The sequence below is a fragment of the Sulfurimonas lacustris genome (genome assembly GCF_059705355.1).
Window position 1 is genome coordinate 1,875,107 of the sequence record NZ_AP046125.1, and the last position, 16,287, is coordinate 1,891,393.

The following is a 16,287-nucleotide window of genomic DNA, read 5'->3' on the forward strand; positions in this document are numbered from 1 at the left end:
TAATGATACCTAAATTTTATTTATTTTGCCATTAAGCTCAGACGCTGAAACATTTTTGCAAGGTCGAGTGTTCCCTCGTAGTAAGCCTTGCCAATAATAACTCCGCCTATAGCATTGGTCTTTATGAGTGCCTCTATATCGCTCTCATCTTTGACACCGCCGCTTGCTATCGTTGTGATGCCACTTGCTTGTGCAATCTCTAGTGTAAATTCGACATTTACACCGCCAAGAGTTCCATCACGTGAGACATCTGTACAGATAATCGCCTCAACTCCCGCATCAGCAAACTCGCGTGCAAGGTCGGTTGCGCGCATCTTGCTCACTTCACCCCACCCCTCAACAGCCACAAATCCATCAATCGCATCAATGCCCACGGCGATAGGATATTTTGCTGCCATCTCCTTGACAAATGCAGGGTTTTTTACTGCGATAGAGCCTAAAATAATGCGATTTATACCGATTTCTACCATTTTTTGGATAGTTGCTTCATCTCTTATGCCGCCACCAAGTTCTAGTTTGACATTGCAGTTTTCTCTTATTTTGACAATCTGCTCCAAGTTTTTTGGCTCTCCCGCAAAAGCACCGTTTAAGTCAACAAGATGCACCCACTCCGCACCCATCTCTTCAAACTTTTTTACAAGCATCCAAGGCTCATCAGAATAGACTTTTGCGCTATCCATAACCCCTTTTGTAAGTCTAACAGCTTTGCCGTCTTTTAAATCAATCGCTGGATATAAGGTCATATTTTTTCCTATAGTTTTGTAAAATTTTCAAGTATTTTTAGCCCGTTTTGATGGCTTTTTTCTGGGTGTGGCTGAATGCCCATAACGTTTTTATGCGCAACCGCAGAAGTAAACTCATACCCATAAACCGTTTTGCCTATGGCATCCTCTTCATTTGCACAAAGGGCATGAAAAGAGTGCACAAAATAGAGGTAATGCTCCTCATCAAGCCCCTTGAAAAGCGGGTGTTCTTTGGTAAACATTCTGTTCCATCCCATGTGCGGGACTTTAAGCGCTCTGTCAAACTTAGAGGTGTCAAAAGCAACAACTTTACCTTTGATAAGCCCTAGACCCTCATGCACACCAAACTCTTCAGAACTCTCAAAAAGAAGCTGCATCCCAAGGCAGATGCCAAGAATAGGCTTTGAGGAAGCGGCAAACTCTTTGATAGCCTCTATCATCCCTCGCTCTCTTAGATGTTCCATCGCATCGGGAAATGCCCCCACACCTGGAAGTATGAGTTTGTCGTACTCTTTGAATCTCTCGGGATTACTCTCAACAACCGTTTGCGCGCCTACTTTGGCAAAAGCGTTGCGCACGCTTGCCAAATTTCCCATATTATAATCAACAATTCCTATCATTCTTCAATCTTTAATTTTGTAAATTTTATATAAACAGCCAGCGTCACTAAAAGCATCGAAACCCCTATGATGATATACATCGCATAGAGTATCTTCTCCGGATCTGTAATGGCAAACTTAAAGACAAGCATCAATGCTTCAATGGAGAGTGCGATAATGATAGAGCCTAAAAACCGCACCATCGTTTTATGCGGTCCTGATATGCTATGCTCTTTGCTTCTGCCTAAAATCTCCTCTTCTATGAGCGTTTTAGCCAAATCAAAAATAGCAAGAGCAAGGGTGAGCAAGATAGTCGCTTCAAAGACATCTTTTATCTTGAAGTGATCTGGCGAAATCTCATAAATGAAAAAGCTCTGCGCTCCTTTGATAAAGAGAAGCAGAGCAACAGAGATAAGCGCAAATGCAAAAAATGCATAGGAGTAGCGAAAAAGTGAGAGAAAGAAGCGATCAAGCATCGTTGAACGCGAAATCTTAATAACCTCATCAAGAGGCATATCAAGACATGCGACAAATTTAAGTTCCCCTTTTTCATCATATACAGGCTGAGAGACAGTAACAGTCAAATCACCCGTGATAAGCGATGGATAGGGGTCTGTTATAGTACATCTTCCCTCTTTGACAGCGCGGTAATAGTATGCGCGATCTGCTCTGATTCTTCCAGCGTCATCATCGAGACGTGCTGTTGCTGTAAAGGTTGGAGAGACCTGCACACCACTGCTATCGAGAAGGTAAACACCCTCGCATTTTTCTAGTGCTTCTTTTGTTTTTAAAAGCCCTATCATTGCCATCTCTTGGTTAAGAGAGGGCATCCTATTTTGAATATTTTTTGAAAAAAGATAGCAGAAATAGGCTCTTGCTTTGGTACGACCATCGGAGAAATTCTGAATGTCTGATGCCATCATTTGCTTTGTGCCTTTTGTAAAAATGGGGCAATTATACCAAAGTGACACTAACAATTCGCTATAATTTGGTTTTAAACTACACACATGGATTTGGTATTTATGGGATTTAAGCTATTTTTACTATTGGAAAAATTTTTAATGCTTTTGCCTAAAGGGGCAAGAAAAAATTTCTTTACATTTTTAGCCTCTCTTGCCTACTATCTCTCTTCACGCTACAGAAATATAGGCTTTGTCAATCTTGATTTTATCTATGGTGATACGCTTTCTCGTGCACAAAAAAAAGAGATTGTAAAATACAGCTTTAGAAATCTGATGCTTAACTTTTTGCATCTTATGGAGCTTAGACATATGAGCAAAGAGGAACTTGCAAAAAATATCACCATCAAAAACAGAGAAGTTTTAGACAAGATTCATGCGCAAAACAGAGCCATTCTCTATGTAACACCGCACTACTGCGCATGGGAACTTGGAGGCACCGGAATTGGTGCTTTTGTAGAGCCTATTGCCGCTGTTTTTAGAAAGATGAAAAATAGAGAGTATGAGAAGTGGGTTTTAGAATCACGTGAGCGATTTGGAAATAGTTCACTTGAGAAAAGAAATGTTATGAGAGCGCTTATCTCACTTGTCAAAAAAAAGATGGCAAGCGGCATCCTTATAGATACTGCCATGAACCAAAAAGAGGGCATAGAGGTTGATTTTTTAGGTAAAAAAGTATATCAAACACCTGCGCCTGCTTATTTGGCTAGAAAGTATGATGCCGCTATCGTTCCTGTTGTTATGTTGAGCGAGGATGAAGAGAACTATGAACTCGTGTTCTTTGATGAAATTGTGGTAGAAAAAACAGAGCATGAACAAGAAGATATCCAAAGAGCAACACAACTCCAAGCAAACTGGCTAAGCACTCTCATCTACAAAGAGCCAAAATACTGGTTTTGGATACACAGAAGATTTAAGAGCGAATACCCACATATCTACAAGCGATAATTAACTGATGTCATACACTAAGTCGAACTCGTCCGCCTTAGTGGCATGGACTAAAGTCCCTACAACCCCCTAAAGCTACGAAAAACTTTGTTTTTCGAGAAACTAGAGGAGTGTTACGCATTTTTTTACAAAAGTGCGTAACATCAGTAATTAACACACTCCTGCGTTCTTGCCTCAAAGAGTTTTAAAATAGCAAGAAAAAAGGCGGTGATAGCAGGTCCAAGTATCATTCCCCAAAACCCAAATGCTGTCAATCCTGCGATAATTGCAAAGAAGATGATAAGCTCATTCATCTTCGCATCATCCTCTTTTAAAAGTCTGATATTTATCTCTTTGATGATAAGTGGCTTGATGAAAGTATCCGCGATAAGTGAGATAACGACCACGGTATAAGCAGCGATAAAGATAGCGTTTGCACTGTTTCCCATAGAAAACTCATAAAGCATAAACGGAAGCCACATAAGCGCTCCGCCAACAACAGGGATAAGCGAAGCAAAACCGTACATAATCCCAAAAAGAAGTCCATTATAACCCATATAAGAGATTGCAATGCCAAAAAGAACGCCTTGAAACATAGCATTAACGATGATGGAGTAAAACACAACGCTCATAACAGAGGAGAGTTCCCTTGCCAAAAGCGTTGTCTCTTCAACAGACATCTGCACCACTCTTTTGAGCAAATCAAGCACAAAGCCACCATTGTACTGCGCAAAAAAGTAAAAAATGATAACTAAAAATGAGTTTTTGAGATACCCAGCACTGAGTGACCCGATGCTTCCTGTAAGCGACAAAACATAAGAAGCTATGGAGTTAACACTTACTTCTTGCGTTATGTCGTTCATATAGGGTTTGAGGAAGTGGAGATATTCAGGAGGGCTAAGCAAAAAATTCCGCACAGTTATCTCTATATTTCTAAAAATCTCAGGCTCTATTGTGTTAAGCTTGAGCGTTAAAGTAACCAAAAAATAGCCTAGTGGTGCAAAAAAGAGAAGTGCAAGCAAAAAACTGCTTGAGAGTGCTGCTAAAAATTTTGATTTTAAAAGTCTCTCAAAGAAATTTTGAATGTTTGATGTAGAAATTGCCAAAAGTGCCGCAATAATCATCCCCAACAAAAACGGAGCATAAAGAAGATACATCCAGTAAAGCGATGTTGCAAAAAGTATCGCTACAAAATATTGTGGTTTCAAAAAAGAGCTCCATTATCTGATTTTGGGGGAGTCATATTTAAGGCTTGGTAGGTTGCGTGTGTCGCTTTTCTTCCCTTAGCCGTTCTCTCCAGATAGCCATTTGCAATTAGGTAAGGTTCTAAAACATCCTCAACCGTTCCTTCATCCTCGCTAAGTGCCGCTGCAATAGTGCTCAGCCCCATCGCTCTTCCATTTGCCCCAGCCAAAAGATGTAAAAGTCTAATATCCATCGCATCAAAGCCATGTGAATTGATGCCAAGTTCATCAAGGGCGTACTGTGTCCGTGCATACACAATGCTACTCTCATTTGCCACATCAGCAAAATCCCTTACACGGCGCAAGAGTCTTAGCGCGATACGCGGAGTTCCACGGCTTCGTTTTGCTATCTCTGCGCACGCTTCATGGGCTATGCTTTTGTTGAGCTTATTGGAAGCTTGAGAGATGATTTTTGCAAGCTCCTCAGAAGAGTAAAACTGCATACGAAAGTTCATGCCAAATCTGTCACGAAGCGGATTGGAGAGCATGCCTGCCCTTGTCGTAGCACCTATAAGCGTAAAACGCGGCAAATCAATCTTCACGGTTTGTGCGGCAGGACCGCTGCCTATGATGATGTCGATGCGAAAATCTTCCATAGAGGAGTAGAGAATCTCCTCCACTGCAGGCGAGAGGCGGTGAATCTCATCGATAAAGAGGACATCCCCCTCTTGCAGGTTTGTCAAAATTGCCGCCAAATCACCGCTTTTTTCTATCATGGGAGCTGCGGTTACTTTGATATTTGCCTGCATCTCATTTGCGATGATGAGTGCAAGTGTCGTCTTTCCAAGCCCTGGAGGTCCGTAAAAAAGGACATGGTCAAGCGCCTCGCCTCTTTTTTTGCTCGCTTCTATAAAGACACTGAGATTTTTTTTAATCTGCTCTTGCCCGATGTACTCACTCCACGCACTCGGACGAAGAGAATTTTCAACAACCTCTTCCCCCTCAAATCGCTCTATCTCAACCAATCTTTCCATATCTTCTCTTAGTACGTGTGGATGTCTTGAGGAAACTCTTTTGATTTTACCTCATCAGCGTATTGCCCAACCGCTTTCTTGACCAAAGCCGCACCGTCTATATATTTTTTGACAAACTTCGGCGTAAACTCCTCAAAAAGTCCAAGCATATCAGAGAACACAAGCACCTGCCCGTCAACCTCCGCACCTGCTCCGATTCCGATAACAGGAATAGAGACGCTTTTTGCAACAGCAGCGGCAACATCAGCTTTAACACCCTCTATAACCATACAAAAAGCCCCTGCTCTCTCTACGGCTTGCGCATCTCTGATGAGTTGCTGCTCCTCCTCTTTTGTTCTGCCTTTGACCTTATAGCCACCTTCTGAGCGAAAAGCTTGCGGCAAAAGCCCGATATGCCCGCACACAGCTATGCCATTGGAACATAAATGCTCTATGATGTGTGCCTTATCCTCTCCGCCCTCTATTTTGAGTGCATCTGCCGGTGTTTGCTGAAAAACTGTAATCGCATTTTTCAAAGCCTCCTCTTTAGAGACATAAGTTCCAAAAGGCATATCGGTAATGATAAAGCTATTTTTTGCACCCATCGCAACGGCATTTGTATGGTATATCATCTGCTCAAGCGTAGCACTAAGCGTATCGGCTCTGCCCGCAAAGCTCATGTTCAAACTGTCTCCAACCAAAATCATATCGGAACTCGGTTCTAAAAGTCTCGCAAAAAGAGCATCATAAGCAGTTATCATAACAAGCGGCTGAACACCTTTGCTTTTTTTGATTGAAGTGATTGTCATTTTTTTTGCCATTTTAAACTCTTCTCTTTCACTGACTCTATGCCATTTTAAAATAAAAAGTATTTTAACGAAAAATAGATATAATTTTAGACTTATAGGAGAAAATATTTTATGGGCATAAGAAGTGATTTGGATTCTAACTTTGATTATGAAATAGTCGATGAATTTTTAGATCACTACTCTATTATGGTTGATTCCATGGAGGTGATGATTCTTGATTTGACAAAACCAAATATGTTTGAGCAGAGTATCAATGAACTTTTTCGTGTTTTTCACAACATCAAATCTGCTTCAGGTTATCTCAAAATAACACCCATGGCAAAACTTGCAACTTTTGTGGAAGAAGCACTCGAAGAGATACGAACGAATCATACAAAGATTAACGAAGAGACACTTAACTGGCTTCTTAGCATCAGCGATATGTTTGCTATATGGAAAGATGACTTCAAATCTGACAATGAACTTACGCGCATCAAATATTATCTACTAAAATTACCTGATTTGGAAACCCCTTGAAAAAACTTGTAGCATACATCACCTCTGGATATCCAGAAAAATCATTTAGTATCGATTTGGCATTAGCGCTTCATGAAAATGGCGTTGACACACTTGAGCTTGGCATACCATTCTCCGATCCTGTTGCAGATGGTCCTTTGATAGAAAAAGCAAACCAAAAAGCGCTTGCGCTTGGGTTTAAATTTGAACATCTTTTGGAGATTTCAAAAGTGGTTGCTCCTAAAGTAGATACCCTTTGGATGGGATATTTTAACAGTTTTTACCAACACAATATGCAAAAACTCATCCCTGCGGCAAAAGAGCTTGGTGTCAATGGATTTATCATCCCCGATTTGCCTTATGAAGAGAACCATCCATACAATGCACTCTTTAGAGCAAATGACTTGGCAAACATCTGCTTTGTCGCACCAACAGACAGCGAGGCAAGAATAGAGGAGATAGTAAAAAATTCCAAAAAGTTTATCTATTTGGTTGCTTACACTGGCATCACAGGCTCTGGAGCGGCAGAGGATTTACAACCCATCCTTGCAACTATCAAAAAATATACGCAAACTCCCATCAATGTAGGCTTTGGCGTAAACCAAAAAACAGCAAAAGAGAAAGTTAAAGGTGCGGATGGAGTTATTGTCGGAAGTGCTTTTGTCGAGATACTTTTAAATGAGAGTTTAAACTATAATGAGAAGATAAAAAAGTGTAGTGAACTTGCAAAGATTCTAAAAAGTGAGATAAACAGTTAAATGAAGTAAGGGGATTTGAATAAAGTGGTGCGCCCGAAGGAATTCGAATCCCTGACCGCTGGTACCGCAAACCAGTGCTCTATCCAGCTGAGCTACGAACGCACATTATCTCTTAATTAAGAGAACGAAATTATATCACGCTTAACTTATAATTATTTTAAAATTCTAGTTTTTGTGTGATTTCTTCTATCTTTTGCTCTTGAAGATACAATTCGTGGTTTTTGCGGACGTACGCCTGCAACAATACCTTCAAATCATTATTGCCATCAACATTGAAATCTTTTCGCATCTGCTGCTCCAAAAAAGGAGCAAAACCGTCATCTATATCAACATCAAAACGGCGTCCCGCTATATTTAACCCAAGCTTTTTGCTCATTCCCCTAAGCCATTATACTTTCGAGTTTCTCTACGATAGACTCTATTTCAAAATCTTTGAGACTATTTTGTTCTACAAGTTTTTCTATCGCTTGATCTTTTAGTTCATTTTGGGCCTGAAGCGCCACTATCTCCAACCTTAGTGCCTCACTCTGCTCTTTCATCATCTTGTACTGTTCAACCATTGTTGAAACTTTCTCACTCAATCTCTCTAAAGTTGTTTGGTCTTGCATAAAAAATCCTACCTTTTTTTCACTTTGTTATATAACTATAATTCTATCATAATTTAAAAGCTAGCTGCCTTGAGTACTCTTTGTTAGTCATAATCCTCTGAAAATTTGCTGCGAGGTTTGATTTTTTCTACATGACCATAGTCATCTTCATCATCATCCCAACCGCTTTCTATTTCATTTTCGATAATTCTCTCATACCCCAGTTTATTGAGCTCATCATCGATCTCTTCTTGATTGATGCCATTTTTTCTACTAAAATCTAAAATATAATCAATATCGTTTCGCATGACACCATTCAACTCTAACATAAATTCCAAATCTTTAAACGTCATATTTGCCCTCTTAACAAATACCTTTCACTTTCTGTGAATGTCCTTACGCAACCGCGTAATATTTGAGCCCTTTACAAGCCGCCTAGCCTCTTTATTTCCATTTTGTTTCTACAAAATTATACTCACAAATAAAAAGAAATTTGCTAAAAAAAAACTTAAAAAAAGGCTATTTCTGCCTCTATTCTATGCTATAATCACCCTAAAATATCGGATAAATTCAATGATTAAAAAGAGAATTATCGGCGCAAAAGAGCTTGTCTCGATTCCAGATTTACAACTTTACAATCTTGATGCAAAAATTGATACAGGTGCAGACTCCAACGCACTTCATTGTAATGATATATCTGTAGATGAAGAGAATGGTTTGGTACATTTTAGGCTTTTAGATGCAGCGCATCTTGCCTATCATGGAAAAAGGATGACACTGCCTCTTTATCGCATCAAAAGGGTTAAAAGTTCTAACGGCGAGACGCAAGAGAGACCTTCCATCCGCATAAAAGTTGATTTCTTTGGAAAGAGCTATACAACCGTTATCTCTTTAACAAACCGCTCCGATATGAAGTACCCAATGCTCATAGGAAGAAAGTTTTTGGCAAAAAAATTTTTAGTTGATGTTTCGCAAGAATATCTCACCAAACAAACACAAGAGGCATAAAGGGATAAAATGAGAATCTATATACTCTCAAGAAACAAAGAGCTCTACTCCACAAAAAGACTGGTTGAAGCTGCGGAAGCCAGAGGCTGGGAAGCGCGCGTAATCGACTATCTCAAATGCAGTATAGAGATTATGAAAGATGAGCTCAAAATCAACTACGAAGGACAAGAGCTCCCGACACCTGATGCAATCATCCCAAGAATAGGCGCAAGCAGAACATTTTACGGCACCGCAATGGTACGACACTTTGAGATGATGGATGTCTTTAGTACAACAGGTTCTTTGGCGATTAAAAGAAGCAGGGATAAACTACGAAGTCTTCAAATCCTCTCAAAAAACGGTGTTGACATGCCAAAGACAGTTTTTGCCTCTAACAAATCAAGCGCAAAAGATGTTATCGCTCTTAGTGGCGGTGCGCCGCTTGTGCTTAAAATCTTAGAGGGAACACAGGGTGTTGGCGTTGTTTTGGTTGACAGCGCAAAAGCAGCAAAATCGGTACTCGACGCTTTTTATGGAATGGATGTGAATTTGCTTGTTCAAGAGTACATTGAAGAGGCTGGTGGAGCAGATATTCGCGTCTTTATCGTGGATGGAAAAATCGTAGGGGCTATGAAGCGTCAAGGGGCAGAGGGGGATTTTAGATCCAATCTCCATCAAGGCGGACGCGCAACGGCACATAAACTCACAAAGAGAGAGAAAGAGACGGCACTTGCGGCCGCAAAAGCGATGGGGCTTGGTATCTGTGGGGTCGATATGATTCCATCATCGCGCGGACCTCTTGTCATGGAGGTTAACTCTTCCCCTGGACTAGAGGGGATCGAAAAATCCACAAAAATCGATATTGCTGGAAAAATCATGGAGTATGTGGCACAAAATGTAGCCCCAAAATGCAAAACGCATCCAAAAAAAAGAAAAATTAAAAAAGACAATATTGGAGCGTAGTGATGGAGTTGTTTTACGATATATTGAAACAGCTTATCCGCATACCAAGCGTGGTGGGAGCTGAACAACCTTTTTTTATGTTTATCAAAAGAGAGCTTGAAGAGCTAGGTATCACGGTGGAGTACTATGACGGCGTACTTGTGGCAAAAGGCAACAACCCACAACGTGGCTACATCTCAGCACATGCCGATAGACACGGGCTTATCTGCACGGGGCATAATGAGTTTCAGTATGCCGCATTTATCGCAAAAAACAAAGCGGATTTAACGGGTGATTCTAGTTCGGAGCAGCTTTTGCACAACTTTACTGCTCGATTTGTCGATGAAAAAGTGCAAGCATATCAGCCATGGGCAGGAAGCTATCTTGGACTAGGCTCCATCAAAGATGCTTTTTTATGCGAAAGAAGAAACAACATTATCTTCAAGATAGATGGCTTTGACTATCTCTTACCAGGGATTCCCATAGCTTTTATGGATAAGCTAGTCATCAACGATGATTTGGTCTCTGCACAGCTTGATAATGTCATAAGCATCGCCATCATCATCTATCTCTACTCGCTTGGTTATCAGGGAACGGCATTTTTTACAGCTTCTGAAGAGGCTGGCAAAAGCTGGAGATTTTTACTCGAGTGGTTTCGACGCTTCAACATCAAAACAGATGAGTTGCTTGTACTCGACACAAGCCCCTACCCAACACTAGAAGAGATTCGCAACATCGATATCGTACTTAGACACAGAGACTCAAACGCCGTTTTTCGTTCTCCTCTAAAAAACAGAATCAGAAAAATAGCGACCAAAGAGAAGATAAAATTTAGTTTCAAAGATACCTATCTTAAAAACAAAATGCGCAAAAACGGCACTGTTCGCTCTCTTGGAACCACTGAACTTGGAAGGCTAATCCATGCAACAAAAGGTGAAATTCAAGGAACAACACTCCAAATACCAACTATCGGCTACCATACTGTCAATGAAACAACGACAACAAGGGCCATTGAGAGTATGATAACTGTTTTAAAAAATATCTATATCACACAAGAATAAGCCTATGAAAAAAATCATCTCTCTTCTCTTTACCCTTATTGCTCTCTCTACGCTCTCTCTGGCTGGGGAGTTGGACTATCTCGAAAAAGAGAAAAACAGCTGGCTGCAAGTCTATAGCAACCAACTCAAAGCACAAGCTCTTGATGATGAGATAAAAATTCTTGAAAAATCTATCAAAGAGTCATGGGGCAAGAAAAAAATCGAATTAAAACAGCTTCTTGAACTGCAAAAAAGCAAAAAAAAGATTCTTGATGAACTACCACAATCCTTTGACACCATTCTTGAGAAGATTACCCTAGAAAAAATCGAAGAGATTAGCTTTATAGAGTTCCTCTTTACAAACCAAAAAAGCAAATTTAGGATTCAAACCCAACGCCTCAGCCTCCTAGAAGAGGAGTTTGTCCACGCTGTGGCTTTTTTAGAAAAAGAGCTCTCTTTAACCATCGAGCAGGAGGCAAAAGAGCCTGCAAAAGAGCAGCAACTTCAAAAAGCACTCGATTTTTTTGAGAGTGCGGCAGGGTTGATTGAAAACAAAAAAGAGGTTTTAAAACGCACAAAACAGAGCTATCTGGGTGAACTTGAAACGTACAAACAGACACAACTGCCTATCCACATCATAAAAATGGCTATTTTGCTTCTGATGTTTTTTCTCTTCCATCTCTTAAAACATTTCATTGCAAAAAAGACCGATGACGTGGATCGTCTCTTGAGGATGAAGCGTGTGCTTAACATTACCTTTTTCTTTATCATCTTGCTCATGCTCATCATCTTTAACATCAGCAACATCGTCTATGCTGCGACGCTCATAGGTGTCATCGGTGCAGCGATGACGATAAGCATGAAAGAGTATCTCCAAAGCGTGGCAACATGGTTTCATCTCTCCTTTGGAAACTTTATCAAAGTGGGAGACAGGATTCTCATCCAAATCAACAACAACCAAATCATAGGCGAGGTTATCGACATCTCTCTCTTTCAAGTTACTCTCTATGAGGGCATCAACAACACAACCGCCCTCGATTTGAAGCGCTCTGGAAGAACAGTTTTCATACCAAACAATTTTTTTGTCACCAACTATGTCTATAACTACACGCATGACAAGATGAAGACTATCTACGACCTCATAGAGTTTCGCCTCCCCTTTGATGTGGATACAAAAAAGGTTGAAGAGCTTGTGAATACGGTAACTTTAGAAGCGACAGAGCGTTATATGGAGGTTGCTTCAAAACAGTTCTCAAGCTTAAAAAAACGCTACGATATGCGCTCTCGTGAATTTCGACCGCGTGTCCATTTTGTTCCAGATACAAAGAGTTCTTGCTTTATCCTTTATGTGTGGTACGCAGCACCTTATCATCAGATAATGGAATTAAAATCACAGTTAAGTCAAAAAATCGTTAAAAAGCTTCATGAAAATGGGGTAGAGTTTTATAAGAGTTAAGAGAGGTTAAATTCACTAAAATAGGTCAACGGTAAAGACCTATTTTAGAAGGAGAAATAAAAGGTTTTCAGATATTAGTGAATATCTGAATTTGGGTGGTTGGGCTTGCTAATTGGCGCTTGCGCCTCTTTAACATCATAATGTACAATTTCGTTAGCTTGGAGAGCACCTAGTGTCAATGCGATTAGTAAGATGATTTTTTTCATCGTGTATCCTTTGGTAAGAGAGCGTTACCCTCTAAATTTTTAAATCGGAGTAATTTTATCCGATTTAACTTTTATCTTTCTTATTGCTTTTTAGTTATCTTTTGATTTTAAGTTTTTTTTCAAGGAACAACATGCACTTGCATCGTGTCTATATCGAAGTAACCAACATCTGCGGTCTGGCATGCAGTTTTTGCCCTCCAAAACAAGAGCCATCAAAAACGATGTCGCTTCCTTTTTTTGAAGACGTATTGCAACAGCTTCAGTCCTATACGAGGCGCATTGCCCTGCATGTGATGGGCGACCCTTTGACGATTTCAAACTTACAAGACTACCTTGATATTGCCGAAAAACAGGGCTTTGAAGTAGAACTTACCACAAGCGGCTACTATCTTCAAAAACATCAAAGTGCTACTCTTTTTCATGATGCGGTGCGTCAACTCAACATCTCTCTTAACAGTTTTAACAAAAACAGCTTAACAATGACATTTGACGCATATATGAGTGCTATTTTTCATCACTGCTCGCAAAAACTTCAAAATTACCCAAAACCATTTCTCAATCTTCGTCTTTGGAATCTTGATGCGCTTGCAAGTGAGAGTGCTTACAATGAAAAAGTCTTTGAAAAACTGAACGCTTTTTTTGGCTCCTCTTTAGATGCAACCACTCTTTATAAAGAAAAACCTACATCCATCCGCTTAGCCTCTAAAGTGCTTCTTGATTTTGACAACTACTTTGAGTGGCCATCACTGAGCGCAACACACACAAGCGATGGAACATGCCATGGACTAAAATCACATATCGGCATCCTCGTAAACGGAACTGTTGTGCCTTGTTGTTTGGACGGGGATGGGATTATCAATCTTGGCAATCTTCATGAAGCAACGCTCACAGAGATACTACAAGCCAAGAGAGCACAAGATATCATCGAGGGTTTTAAAAAAAGCATCGCCGTAGAGGAGCTTTGTAAAAAATGCACCTACAAAGAGCGCTTTGGTTAAATACCCTTTGGTATAATCGCACCCATGAATAAAAAAAGAACATTTGAAGTTGTATCCGACTATGAACCAGCAGGCGATCAACCAAAAGCGATAGAAGTTTTAAGCGATTCCATCCTTAAAGGCAATCGCTACCAAGCGCTTGAGGGCGTGACAGGAAGTGGTAAAACGCATACGATGGCACGTATCATTGAAAAAGTACAGATGCCAACGATCATCATGACACACAACAAAACACTTGCTGCACAGCTCTACAGCGAGTTTAGACAGTTTTTTCCAAAAAATCATGTTGAGTATTTCGTCTCCTACTACGACTACTATCAACCCGAAGCGTACATCCCCCGTCAAGACCTCTTTATAGAAAAAGATAGTGCCATAAATGATGAACTCGAACGCTTGCGCCTCTCTTCAACGGCAAATCTTCTCTCTTATGACGACGTTATCGTTGTGGCGTCTGTATCTGCAAACTACGGTTTGGGAGACCCTGAGGAGTATGAAAACATGGTGCAGTCCATCGCCATTGGGGACACTATCGCACAAAAAAAACTTCTGCTTCGCCTTGTTGAGATGGGTTATGTGCGTAACGACACCTATTTTGACAGTGGACATATACGGGTAAACGGCGAAAGTTTGGACGTGTTTCCGCCCTACTTTGAACAAGAAGCCATTCGCATAGAGTTTTTTGGCGACGAGATAGAAGCCATCTACACTTTTGATGTCATAGACAACAAAAAGCTTGAAGAGCATAAAAGCTTTACCATTTACGCAACCTCCCAATTTAGCGTAAGTCAAGAGAAGATGGCTATCGCTATCAAACGCATAGAAGACGAGTTACATGAGCGTCTGGCATATTTTCAAAAAGAGGGGAAAGTTGTCGAGTATCAACGCCTCAAACAGAGAGTAGAGTTCGACCTTGAGATGCTCCAAACTACAGGCATGTGCAAAGGGGTTGAAAACTACTCAAGGCTGCTCACAAACAAAAAAACAGGCGAGGCGCCCTACACGCTTCTTGACTACTTTGAACTGCACCGCAAAGAGTATCTCGTCATCGTTGATGAATCGCATGTTTCGCTTCCTCAATACCGAGGCATGTATGCAGGGGACAGAGCAAGAAAAGAGGTTCTTGTGGAATATGGTTTTCGTCTGCCAAGCGCACTTGACAACCGCCCGCTTATGATAGACGAGTATATCACAAAAGCGCCGCACTACCTTTTTGTCTCGGCAACTCCCTCAAAATATGAACTAGAACTCTCAAGCGTAAAAGCAGAGCAAATCATACGTCCAACAGGGCTTTTAGACCCCATCTTAGAAGTAAAACCATCCACCAACCAAGTAGAAGATATCCATGATGAGATCAAAAAAGTAGTAGCAAAAAACGAGCGTGTGCTTATCACAGTTCTGACCAAAAAAATGGCAGAAGCACTTACTAAATACCTTGCCGATTTGGGCATAAAGGTGCAGTATATGCACTCCGACATCGACACTATAGAGCGCAATCAAATCATCAGAGCATTGCGTCTTGGAGAGTTTGATGTCCTCATCGGCATAAATCTTCTTCGTGAGGGGCTTGACCTACCTGAAGTGAGCCTTGTCGCGATTTTGGATGCCGACAAAGAGGGCTTTTTAAGAAGCGAAACCTCTCTTATCCAGACCATCGGGAGAGGGGCAAGAAACGCAAATGGCAGAGTTATCCTCTATGCCAACAAGATAACAGGCTCAATGCAAAAAGCCATCGACGTTACAGATGCAAGAAGAAAAATGCAAGATGAGTTCAACAAAACACACAACATCACACCGACAACTACCATCCGAAAACTTGATGAAAATCTCAAAGTTGAGGATTACGGTGCCATTTACCAAAAAAATAAAAAAATAGATAAAATGCCGGCTTCAGAGAGAAAGGCACTTGTCACACAACTCTCTTTAAAGATGAAAGAGGCGGCACGAGAGCTTAACTTTGAAGAGGCGGCACGCCTGCGTGATGAGATAGCAAAAATCAAAAAACTCTAAGGAAAAAAAATGGAAGATACTTTTAGTAACCTAGCCACATACGGATATATAGGACTTTTTCTCTACTCACTGGGCGGAGGATTTGTAGCAATTGTCGCCGCGGGTGTCCTCTCCTATATGGGCAAAATGGATTTGGGGCTATCTATATTTATAGCATTTACAGCAAATGCAATGGGGAGTTTTTTGCTCTTTTATATGGCAAGATACCAAAAGGGGATAATGATGGAGGGGCTTAGAAAACATAGAAGAAAACTGGCTCTTGCACATCTTTTACTCAAAAAACATGACTCTTGGATTATTGTCGTTCAGAAGTTTATCTATGGCATAAAAACCATTATCCCTATAACCATCGGACTTACAAAGTATGATTTTAAAAAGTTTGCATTTTTTAACATCTTTGGAGCGGCACTTTGGGCTTTGGTTTTTGGATTTGGAAGTTACTACTCTGGAGGATTTTTAGTAAAGATGGCAGAAACTGTAGCTCAAAAACCATGGATAGCGCCTATTATCCTCATAACTTTTGGTACCACTTTGTGGTTTTACATGACACACGCCACGAAAAAAAAGGTTAAGTAAA

20 protein-coding genes and 1 tRNA gene are annotated in these 16,287 nt (G+C 40.6%); 10 read left to right on the forward strand and 11 right to left on the reverse strand.

What is annotated here, in order from left to right; genetic code table 11:
• Window positions 1–20: 20 nt before the first annotated feature.
• From hisA to AC6H4V_RS09720, 3 genes are read right to left on the reverse strand one after another with little or no spacing between them, the layout of a single operon-like run.
• A complete protein-coding gene (hisA, locus tag AC6H4V_RS09710; RefSeq protein WP_497606680.1) occupies window positions 21–743 on the reverse strand; it encodes a 1-(5-phosphoribosyl)-5-[(5-phosphoribosylamino)methylideneamino]imidazole-4-carboxamide isomerase in 723 nt (240 codons plus the stop codon).
• An 8-nt stretch (window positions 744–751) separates the two neighbouring features.
• Entirely contained in the window at window positions 752–1,363 is a 612-nt protein-coding gene (gene hisH, locus AC6H4V_RS09715; protein ID WP_497606681.1) for an imidazole glycerol phosphate synthase subunit HisH, read from the reverse strand.
• On the reverse strand, window positions 1,360–2,265 hold the full coding sequence (locus AC6H4V_RS09720; RefSeq protein WP_428729944.1) for a PDC sensor domain-containing protein: 906 nt from the start codon (window positions 2,263–2,265) through the stop codon (window positions 1,360–1,362). The genes hisH and AC6H4V_RS09720 overlap by 4 nt, the downstream gene beginning before the upstream one ends.
• Window positions 2,266–2,364: 99 nt before the next feature.
• Between AC6H4V_RS09720 and AC6H4V_RS09725 the strand changes: the two genes are divergently transcribed.
• Window positions 2,365–3,249, forward strand: a complete 885-nt coding sequence (locus AC6H4V_RS09725) for a lipid A biosynthesis lauroyl acyltransferase (protein ID WP_497607929.1) — start codon at window positions 2,365–2,367, stop codon at window positions 3,247–3,249.
• A 143-nt stretch (window positions 3,250–3,392) separates the two neighbouring features.
• Here the strand turns inward: AC6H4V_RS09725 and AC6H4V_RS09730 are convergent, their stop codons facing one another.
• The 3 genes from AC6H4V_RS09730 to panB are packed head-to-tail and all read right to left on the reverse strand — an operon-like array spanning window position 3,393 to window position 6,246.
• The gene (locus AC6H4V_RS09730; RefSeq protein WP_428729942.1) at window positions 3,393–4,436 is read right to left on the reverse strand and encodes an AI-2E family transporter; all 1,044 of its coding nucleotides are present in this window, start codon (window positions 4,434–4,436) and stop codon (window positions 3,393–3,395) included.
• Complete coding sequence (gene ruvB, locus AC6H4V_RS09735) at window positions 4,433–5,446, reverse strand: Holliday junction branch migration DNA helicase RuvB (RefSeq protein WP_497606682.1); 1,014 nt, start codon at window positions 5,444–5,446, stop codon at window positions 4,433–4,435. The genes AC6H4V_RS09730 and ruvB overlap by 4 nt, the downstream gene beginning before the upstream one ends.
• Window positions 5,447–5,454: 8 nt before the next feature.
• Window positions 5,455–6,246 (reverse strand): 3-methyl-2-oxobutanoate hydroxymethyltransferase, encoded by a 792-nt coding sequence (gene panB / locus AC6H4V_RS09740; protein ID WP_497606683.1) that lies wholly within the window; start codon window positions 6,244–6,246, stop codon window positions 5,455–5,457.
• A gap of 99 nt (window positions 6,247–6,345) precedes the next feature.
• Here panB and AC6H4V_RS09745 point away from each other — a divergent pair, with 99 nt between their 5' ends.
• Window positions 6,346–6,750: an Hpt domain-containing protein gene (locus tag AC6H4V_RS09745; protein WP_428729939.1), complete on the forward strand. Its 405-nt coding sequence runs from the start codon at window positions 6,346–6,348 to the stop codon at window positions 6,748–6,750.
• Window positions 6,747–7,487 (forward strand): tryptophan synthase subunit alpha, encoded by a 741-nt coding sequence (gene trpA / locus AC6H4V_RS09750; RefSeq protein WP_428729938.1) that lies wholly within the window; start codon window positions 6,747–6,749, stop codon window positions 7,485–7,487. The genes AC6H4V_RS09745 and trpA overlap by 4 nt, the downstream gene beginning before the upstream one ends.
• A 25-nt stretch (window positions 7,488–7,512) precedes the next feature.
• On the opposite strand, the gene AC6H4V_RS09755 is transcribed toward trpA, so the two are convergent.
• The 4 genes from AC6H4V_RS09755 to AC6H4V_RS09770 all read right to left on the reverse strand — a co-directional run bounded on the left by AC6H4V_RS09755 (window position 7,513) and on the right by AC6H4V_RS09770 (window position 8,403).
• Window positions 7,513–7,589, reverse strand: a tRNA-Arg gene (locus AC6H4V_RS09755).
• A gap of 55 nt (window positions 7,590–7,644) precedes the next feature.
• The gene (locus tag AC6H4V_RS09760) at window positions 7,645–7,863 is read right to left on the reverse strand and encodes a hypothetical protein (RefSeq protein ID WP_428729937.1); all 219 of its coding nucleotides are present in this window, start codon (window positions 7,861–7,863) and stop codon (window positions 7,645–7,647) included.
• Window positions 7,864–7,867: 4 nt separating this feature from the next.
• The gene (locus tag AC6H4V_RS09765; protein ID WP_497606684.1) at window positions 7,868–8,095 is read right to left on the reverse strand and encodes a hypothetical protein; all 228 of its coding nucleotides are present in this window, start codon (window positions 8,093–8,095) and stop codon (window positions 7,868–7,870) included.
• 83 nt (window positions 8,096–8,178) lie between these two features.
• Window positions 8,179–8,403, reverse strand: coding sequence for a hypothetical protein (locus AC6H4V_RS09770; RefSeq protein WP_497606685.1), 225 nt, complete (start codon window positions 8,401–8,403; stop codon window positions 8,179–8,181).
• A gap of 244 nt (window positions 8,404–8,647) precedes the next feature.
• Between AC6H4V_RS09770 and AC6H4V_RS09775 the strand changes: the two genes are divergently transcribed.
• The 4 genes from AC6H4V_RS09775 to AC6H4V_RS09790 are packed head-to-tail and all read left to right on the forward strand — an operon-like array spanning window position 8,648 to window position 12,499.
• On the forward strand, window positions 8,648–9,082 hold the full coding sequence (locus AC6H4V_RS09775) for an ATP-dependent zinc protease family protein (protein ID WP_497606686.1): 435 nt from the start codon (window positions 8,648–8,650) through the stop codon (window positions 9,080–9,082).
• A 9-nt stretch (window positions 9,083–9,091) separates the two neighbouring features.
• Window positions 9,092–10,024 (forward strand): 30S ribosomal protein S6--L-glutamate ligase, encoded by a 933-nt coding sequence (gene rimK / locus AC6H4V_RS09780; RefSeq protein ID WP_497606687.1) that lies wholly within the window; start codon window positions 9,092–9,094, stop codon window positions 10,022–10,024.
• Window positions 10,025–10,026: 2 nt separating this feature from the next.
• Window positions 10,027–11,064, forward strand: a complete 1,038-nt coding sequence (locus tag AC6H4V_RS09785) for a peptidase M42 (RefSeq protein WP_428729954.1) — start codon at window positions 10,027–10,029, stop codon at window positions 11,062–11,064.
• A 4-nt stretch (window positions 11,065–11,068) separates the two neighbouring features.
• On the forward strand, window positions 11,069–12,499 hold the full coding sequence (locus AC6H4V_RS09790) for a mechanosensitive ion channel family protein (protein WP_497606688.1): 1,431 nt from the start codon (window positions 11,069–11,071) through the stop codon (window positions 12,497–12,499).
• A gap of 74 nt (window positions 12,500–12,573) precedes the next feature.
• Here the strand turns inward: AC6H4V_RS09790 and AC6H4V_RS09795 are convergent, their stop codons facing one another.
• The gene (locus AC6H4V_RS09795; protein WP_497606689.1) at window positions 12,574–12,705 is read right to left on the reverse strand and encodes a hypothetical protein; all 132 of its coding nucleotides are present in this window, start codon (window positions 12,703–12,705) and stop codon (window positions 12,574–12,576) included.
• A gap of 131 nt (window positions 12,706–12,836) precedes the next feature.
• Between AC6H4V_RS09795 and AC6H4V_RS09800 the strand changes: the two genes are divergently transcribed.
• Genes AC6H4V_RS09800 through AC6H4V_RS09810 form a run of 3 tightly spaced genes read left to right on the forward strand, consistent with a single transcriptional unit; the run spans window position 12,837 to window position 16,286 of the window.
• Window positions 12,837–13,703 (forward strand): radical SAM/SPASM domain-containing protein, encoded by an 867-nt coding sequence (locus AC6H4V_RS09800; RefSeq protein ID WP_497606690.1) that lies wholly within the window; start codon window positions 12,837–12,839, stop codon window positions 13,701–13,703.
• 24 nt (window positions 13,704–13,727) lie between these two features.
• Entirely contained in the window at window positions 13,728–15,710 is a 1,983-nt protein-coding gene (uvrB, locus tag AC6H4V_RS09805) for an excinuclease ABC subunit UvrB (protein ID WP_497606691.1), read from the forward strand.
• Window positions 15,711–15,719: 9 nt separating this feature from the next.
• Window positions 15,720–16,286, forward strand: coding sequence for a DedA family protein (locus AC6H4V_RS09810; protein ID WP_428729928.1), 567 nt, complete (start codon window positions 15,720–15,722; stop codon window positions 16,284–16,286).
• Window position 16,287 lies beyond the last annotated feature (1 nt).

Coding starts and splice junctions, on each gene's coding strand:
- hisA (WP_497606680.1), bottom strand. CDS start 743: ATGACCTTATATCCAGCGATTGATTTAAAAGACGGCAAAGCTGTTAGA.
- hisH (WP_497606681.1), bottom strand. CDS start 1,363: ATGATAGGAATTGTTGATTATAATATGGGAAATTTGGCAAGCGTGCGC.
- AC6H4V_RS09720 (WP_428729944.1), bottom strand. CDS start 2,265: ATGATGGCATCAGACATTCAGAATTTCTCCGATGGTCGTACCAAAGCA.
- AC6H4V_RS09725 (WP_497607929.1), top strand. CDS start 2,365: ATGGGATTTAAGCTATTTTTACTATTGGAAAAATTTTTAATGCTTTTG.
- ruvB (WP_497606682.1), bottom strand. CDS start 5,446: ATGGAAAGATTGGTTGAGATAGAGCGATTTGAGGGGGAAGAGGTTGTT.
- panB (WP_497606683.1), bottom strand. CDS start 6,246: ATGGCAAAAAAAATGACAATCACTTCAATCAAAAAAAGCAAAGGTGTT.
- AC6H4V_RS09745 (WP_428729939.1), top strand. CDS start 6,346: ATGGGCATAAGAAGTGATTTGGATTCTAACTTTGATTATGAAATAGTC.
- AC6H4V_RS09760 (WP_428729937.1), bottom strand. CDS start 7,863: ATGAGCAAAAAGCTTGGGTTAAATATAGCGGGACGCCGTTTTGATGTT.
- AC6H4V_RS09765 (WP_497606684.1), bottom strand. CDS start 8,095: ATGCAAGACCAAACAACTTTAGAGAGATTGAGTGAGAAAGTTTCAACA.
- AC6H4V_RS09770 (WP_497606685.1), bottom strand. CDS start 8,403: ATGTTAGAGTTGAATGGTGTCATGCGAAACGATATTGATTATATTTTA.
- AC6H4V_RS09775 (WP_497606686.1), top strand. CDS start 8,648: ATGATTAAAAAGAGAATTATCGGCGCAAAAGAGCTTGTCTCGATTCCA.
- rimK (WP_497606687.1), top strand. CDS start 9,092: ATGAGAATCTATATACTCTCAAGAAACAAAGAGCTCTACTCCACAAAA.
- AC6H4V_RS09785 (WP_428729954.1), top strand. CDS start 10,027: ATGGAGTTGTTTTACGATATATTGAAACAGCTTATCCGCATACCAAGC.
- AC6H4V_RS09790 (WP_497606688.1), top strand. CDS start 11,069: ATGAAAAAAATCATCTCTCTTCTCTTTACCCTTATTGCTCTCTCTACG.
- AC6H4V_RS09795 (WP_497606689.1), bottom strand. CDS start 12,705: ATGAAAAAAATCATCTTACTAATCGCATTGACACTAGGTGCTCTCCAA.
- AC6H4V_RS09800 (WP_497606690.1), top strand. CDS start 12,837: ATGCACTTGCATCGTGTCTATATCGAAGTAACCAACATCTGCGGTCTG.
- uvrB (WP_497606691.1), top strand. CDS start 13,728: ATGAATAAAAAAAGAACATTTGAAGTTGTATCCGACTATGAACCAGCA.
- AC6H4V_RS09810 (WP_428729928.1), top strand. CDS start 15,720: ATGGAAGATACTTTTAGTAACCTAGCCACATACGGATATATAGGACTT.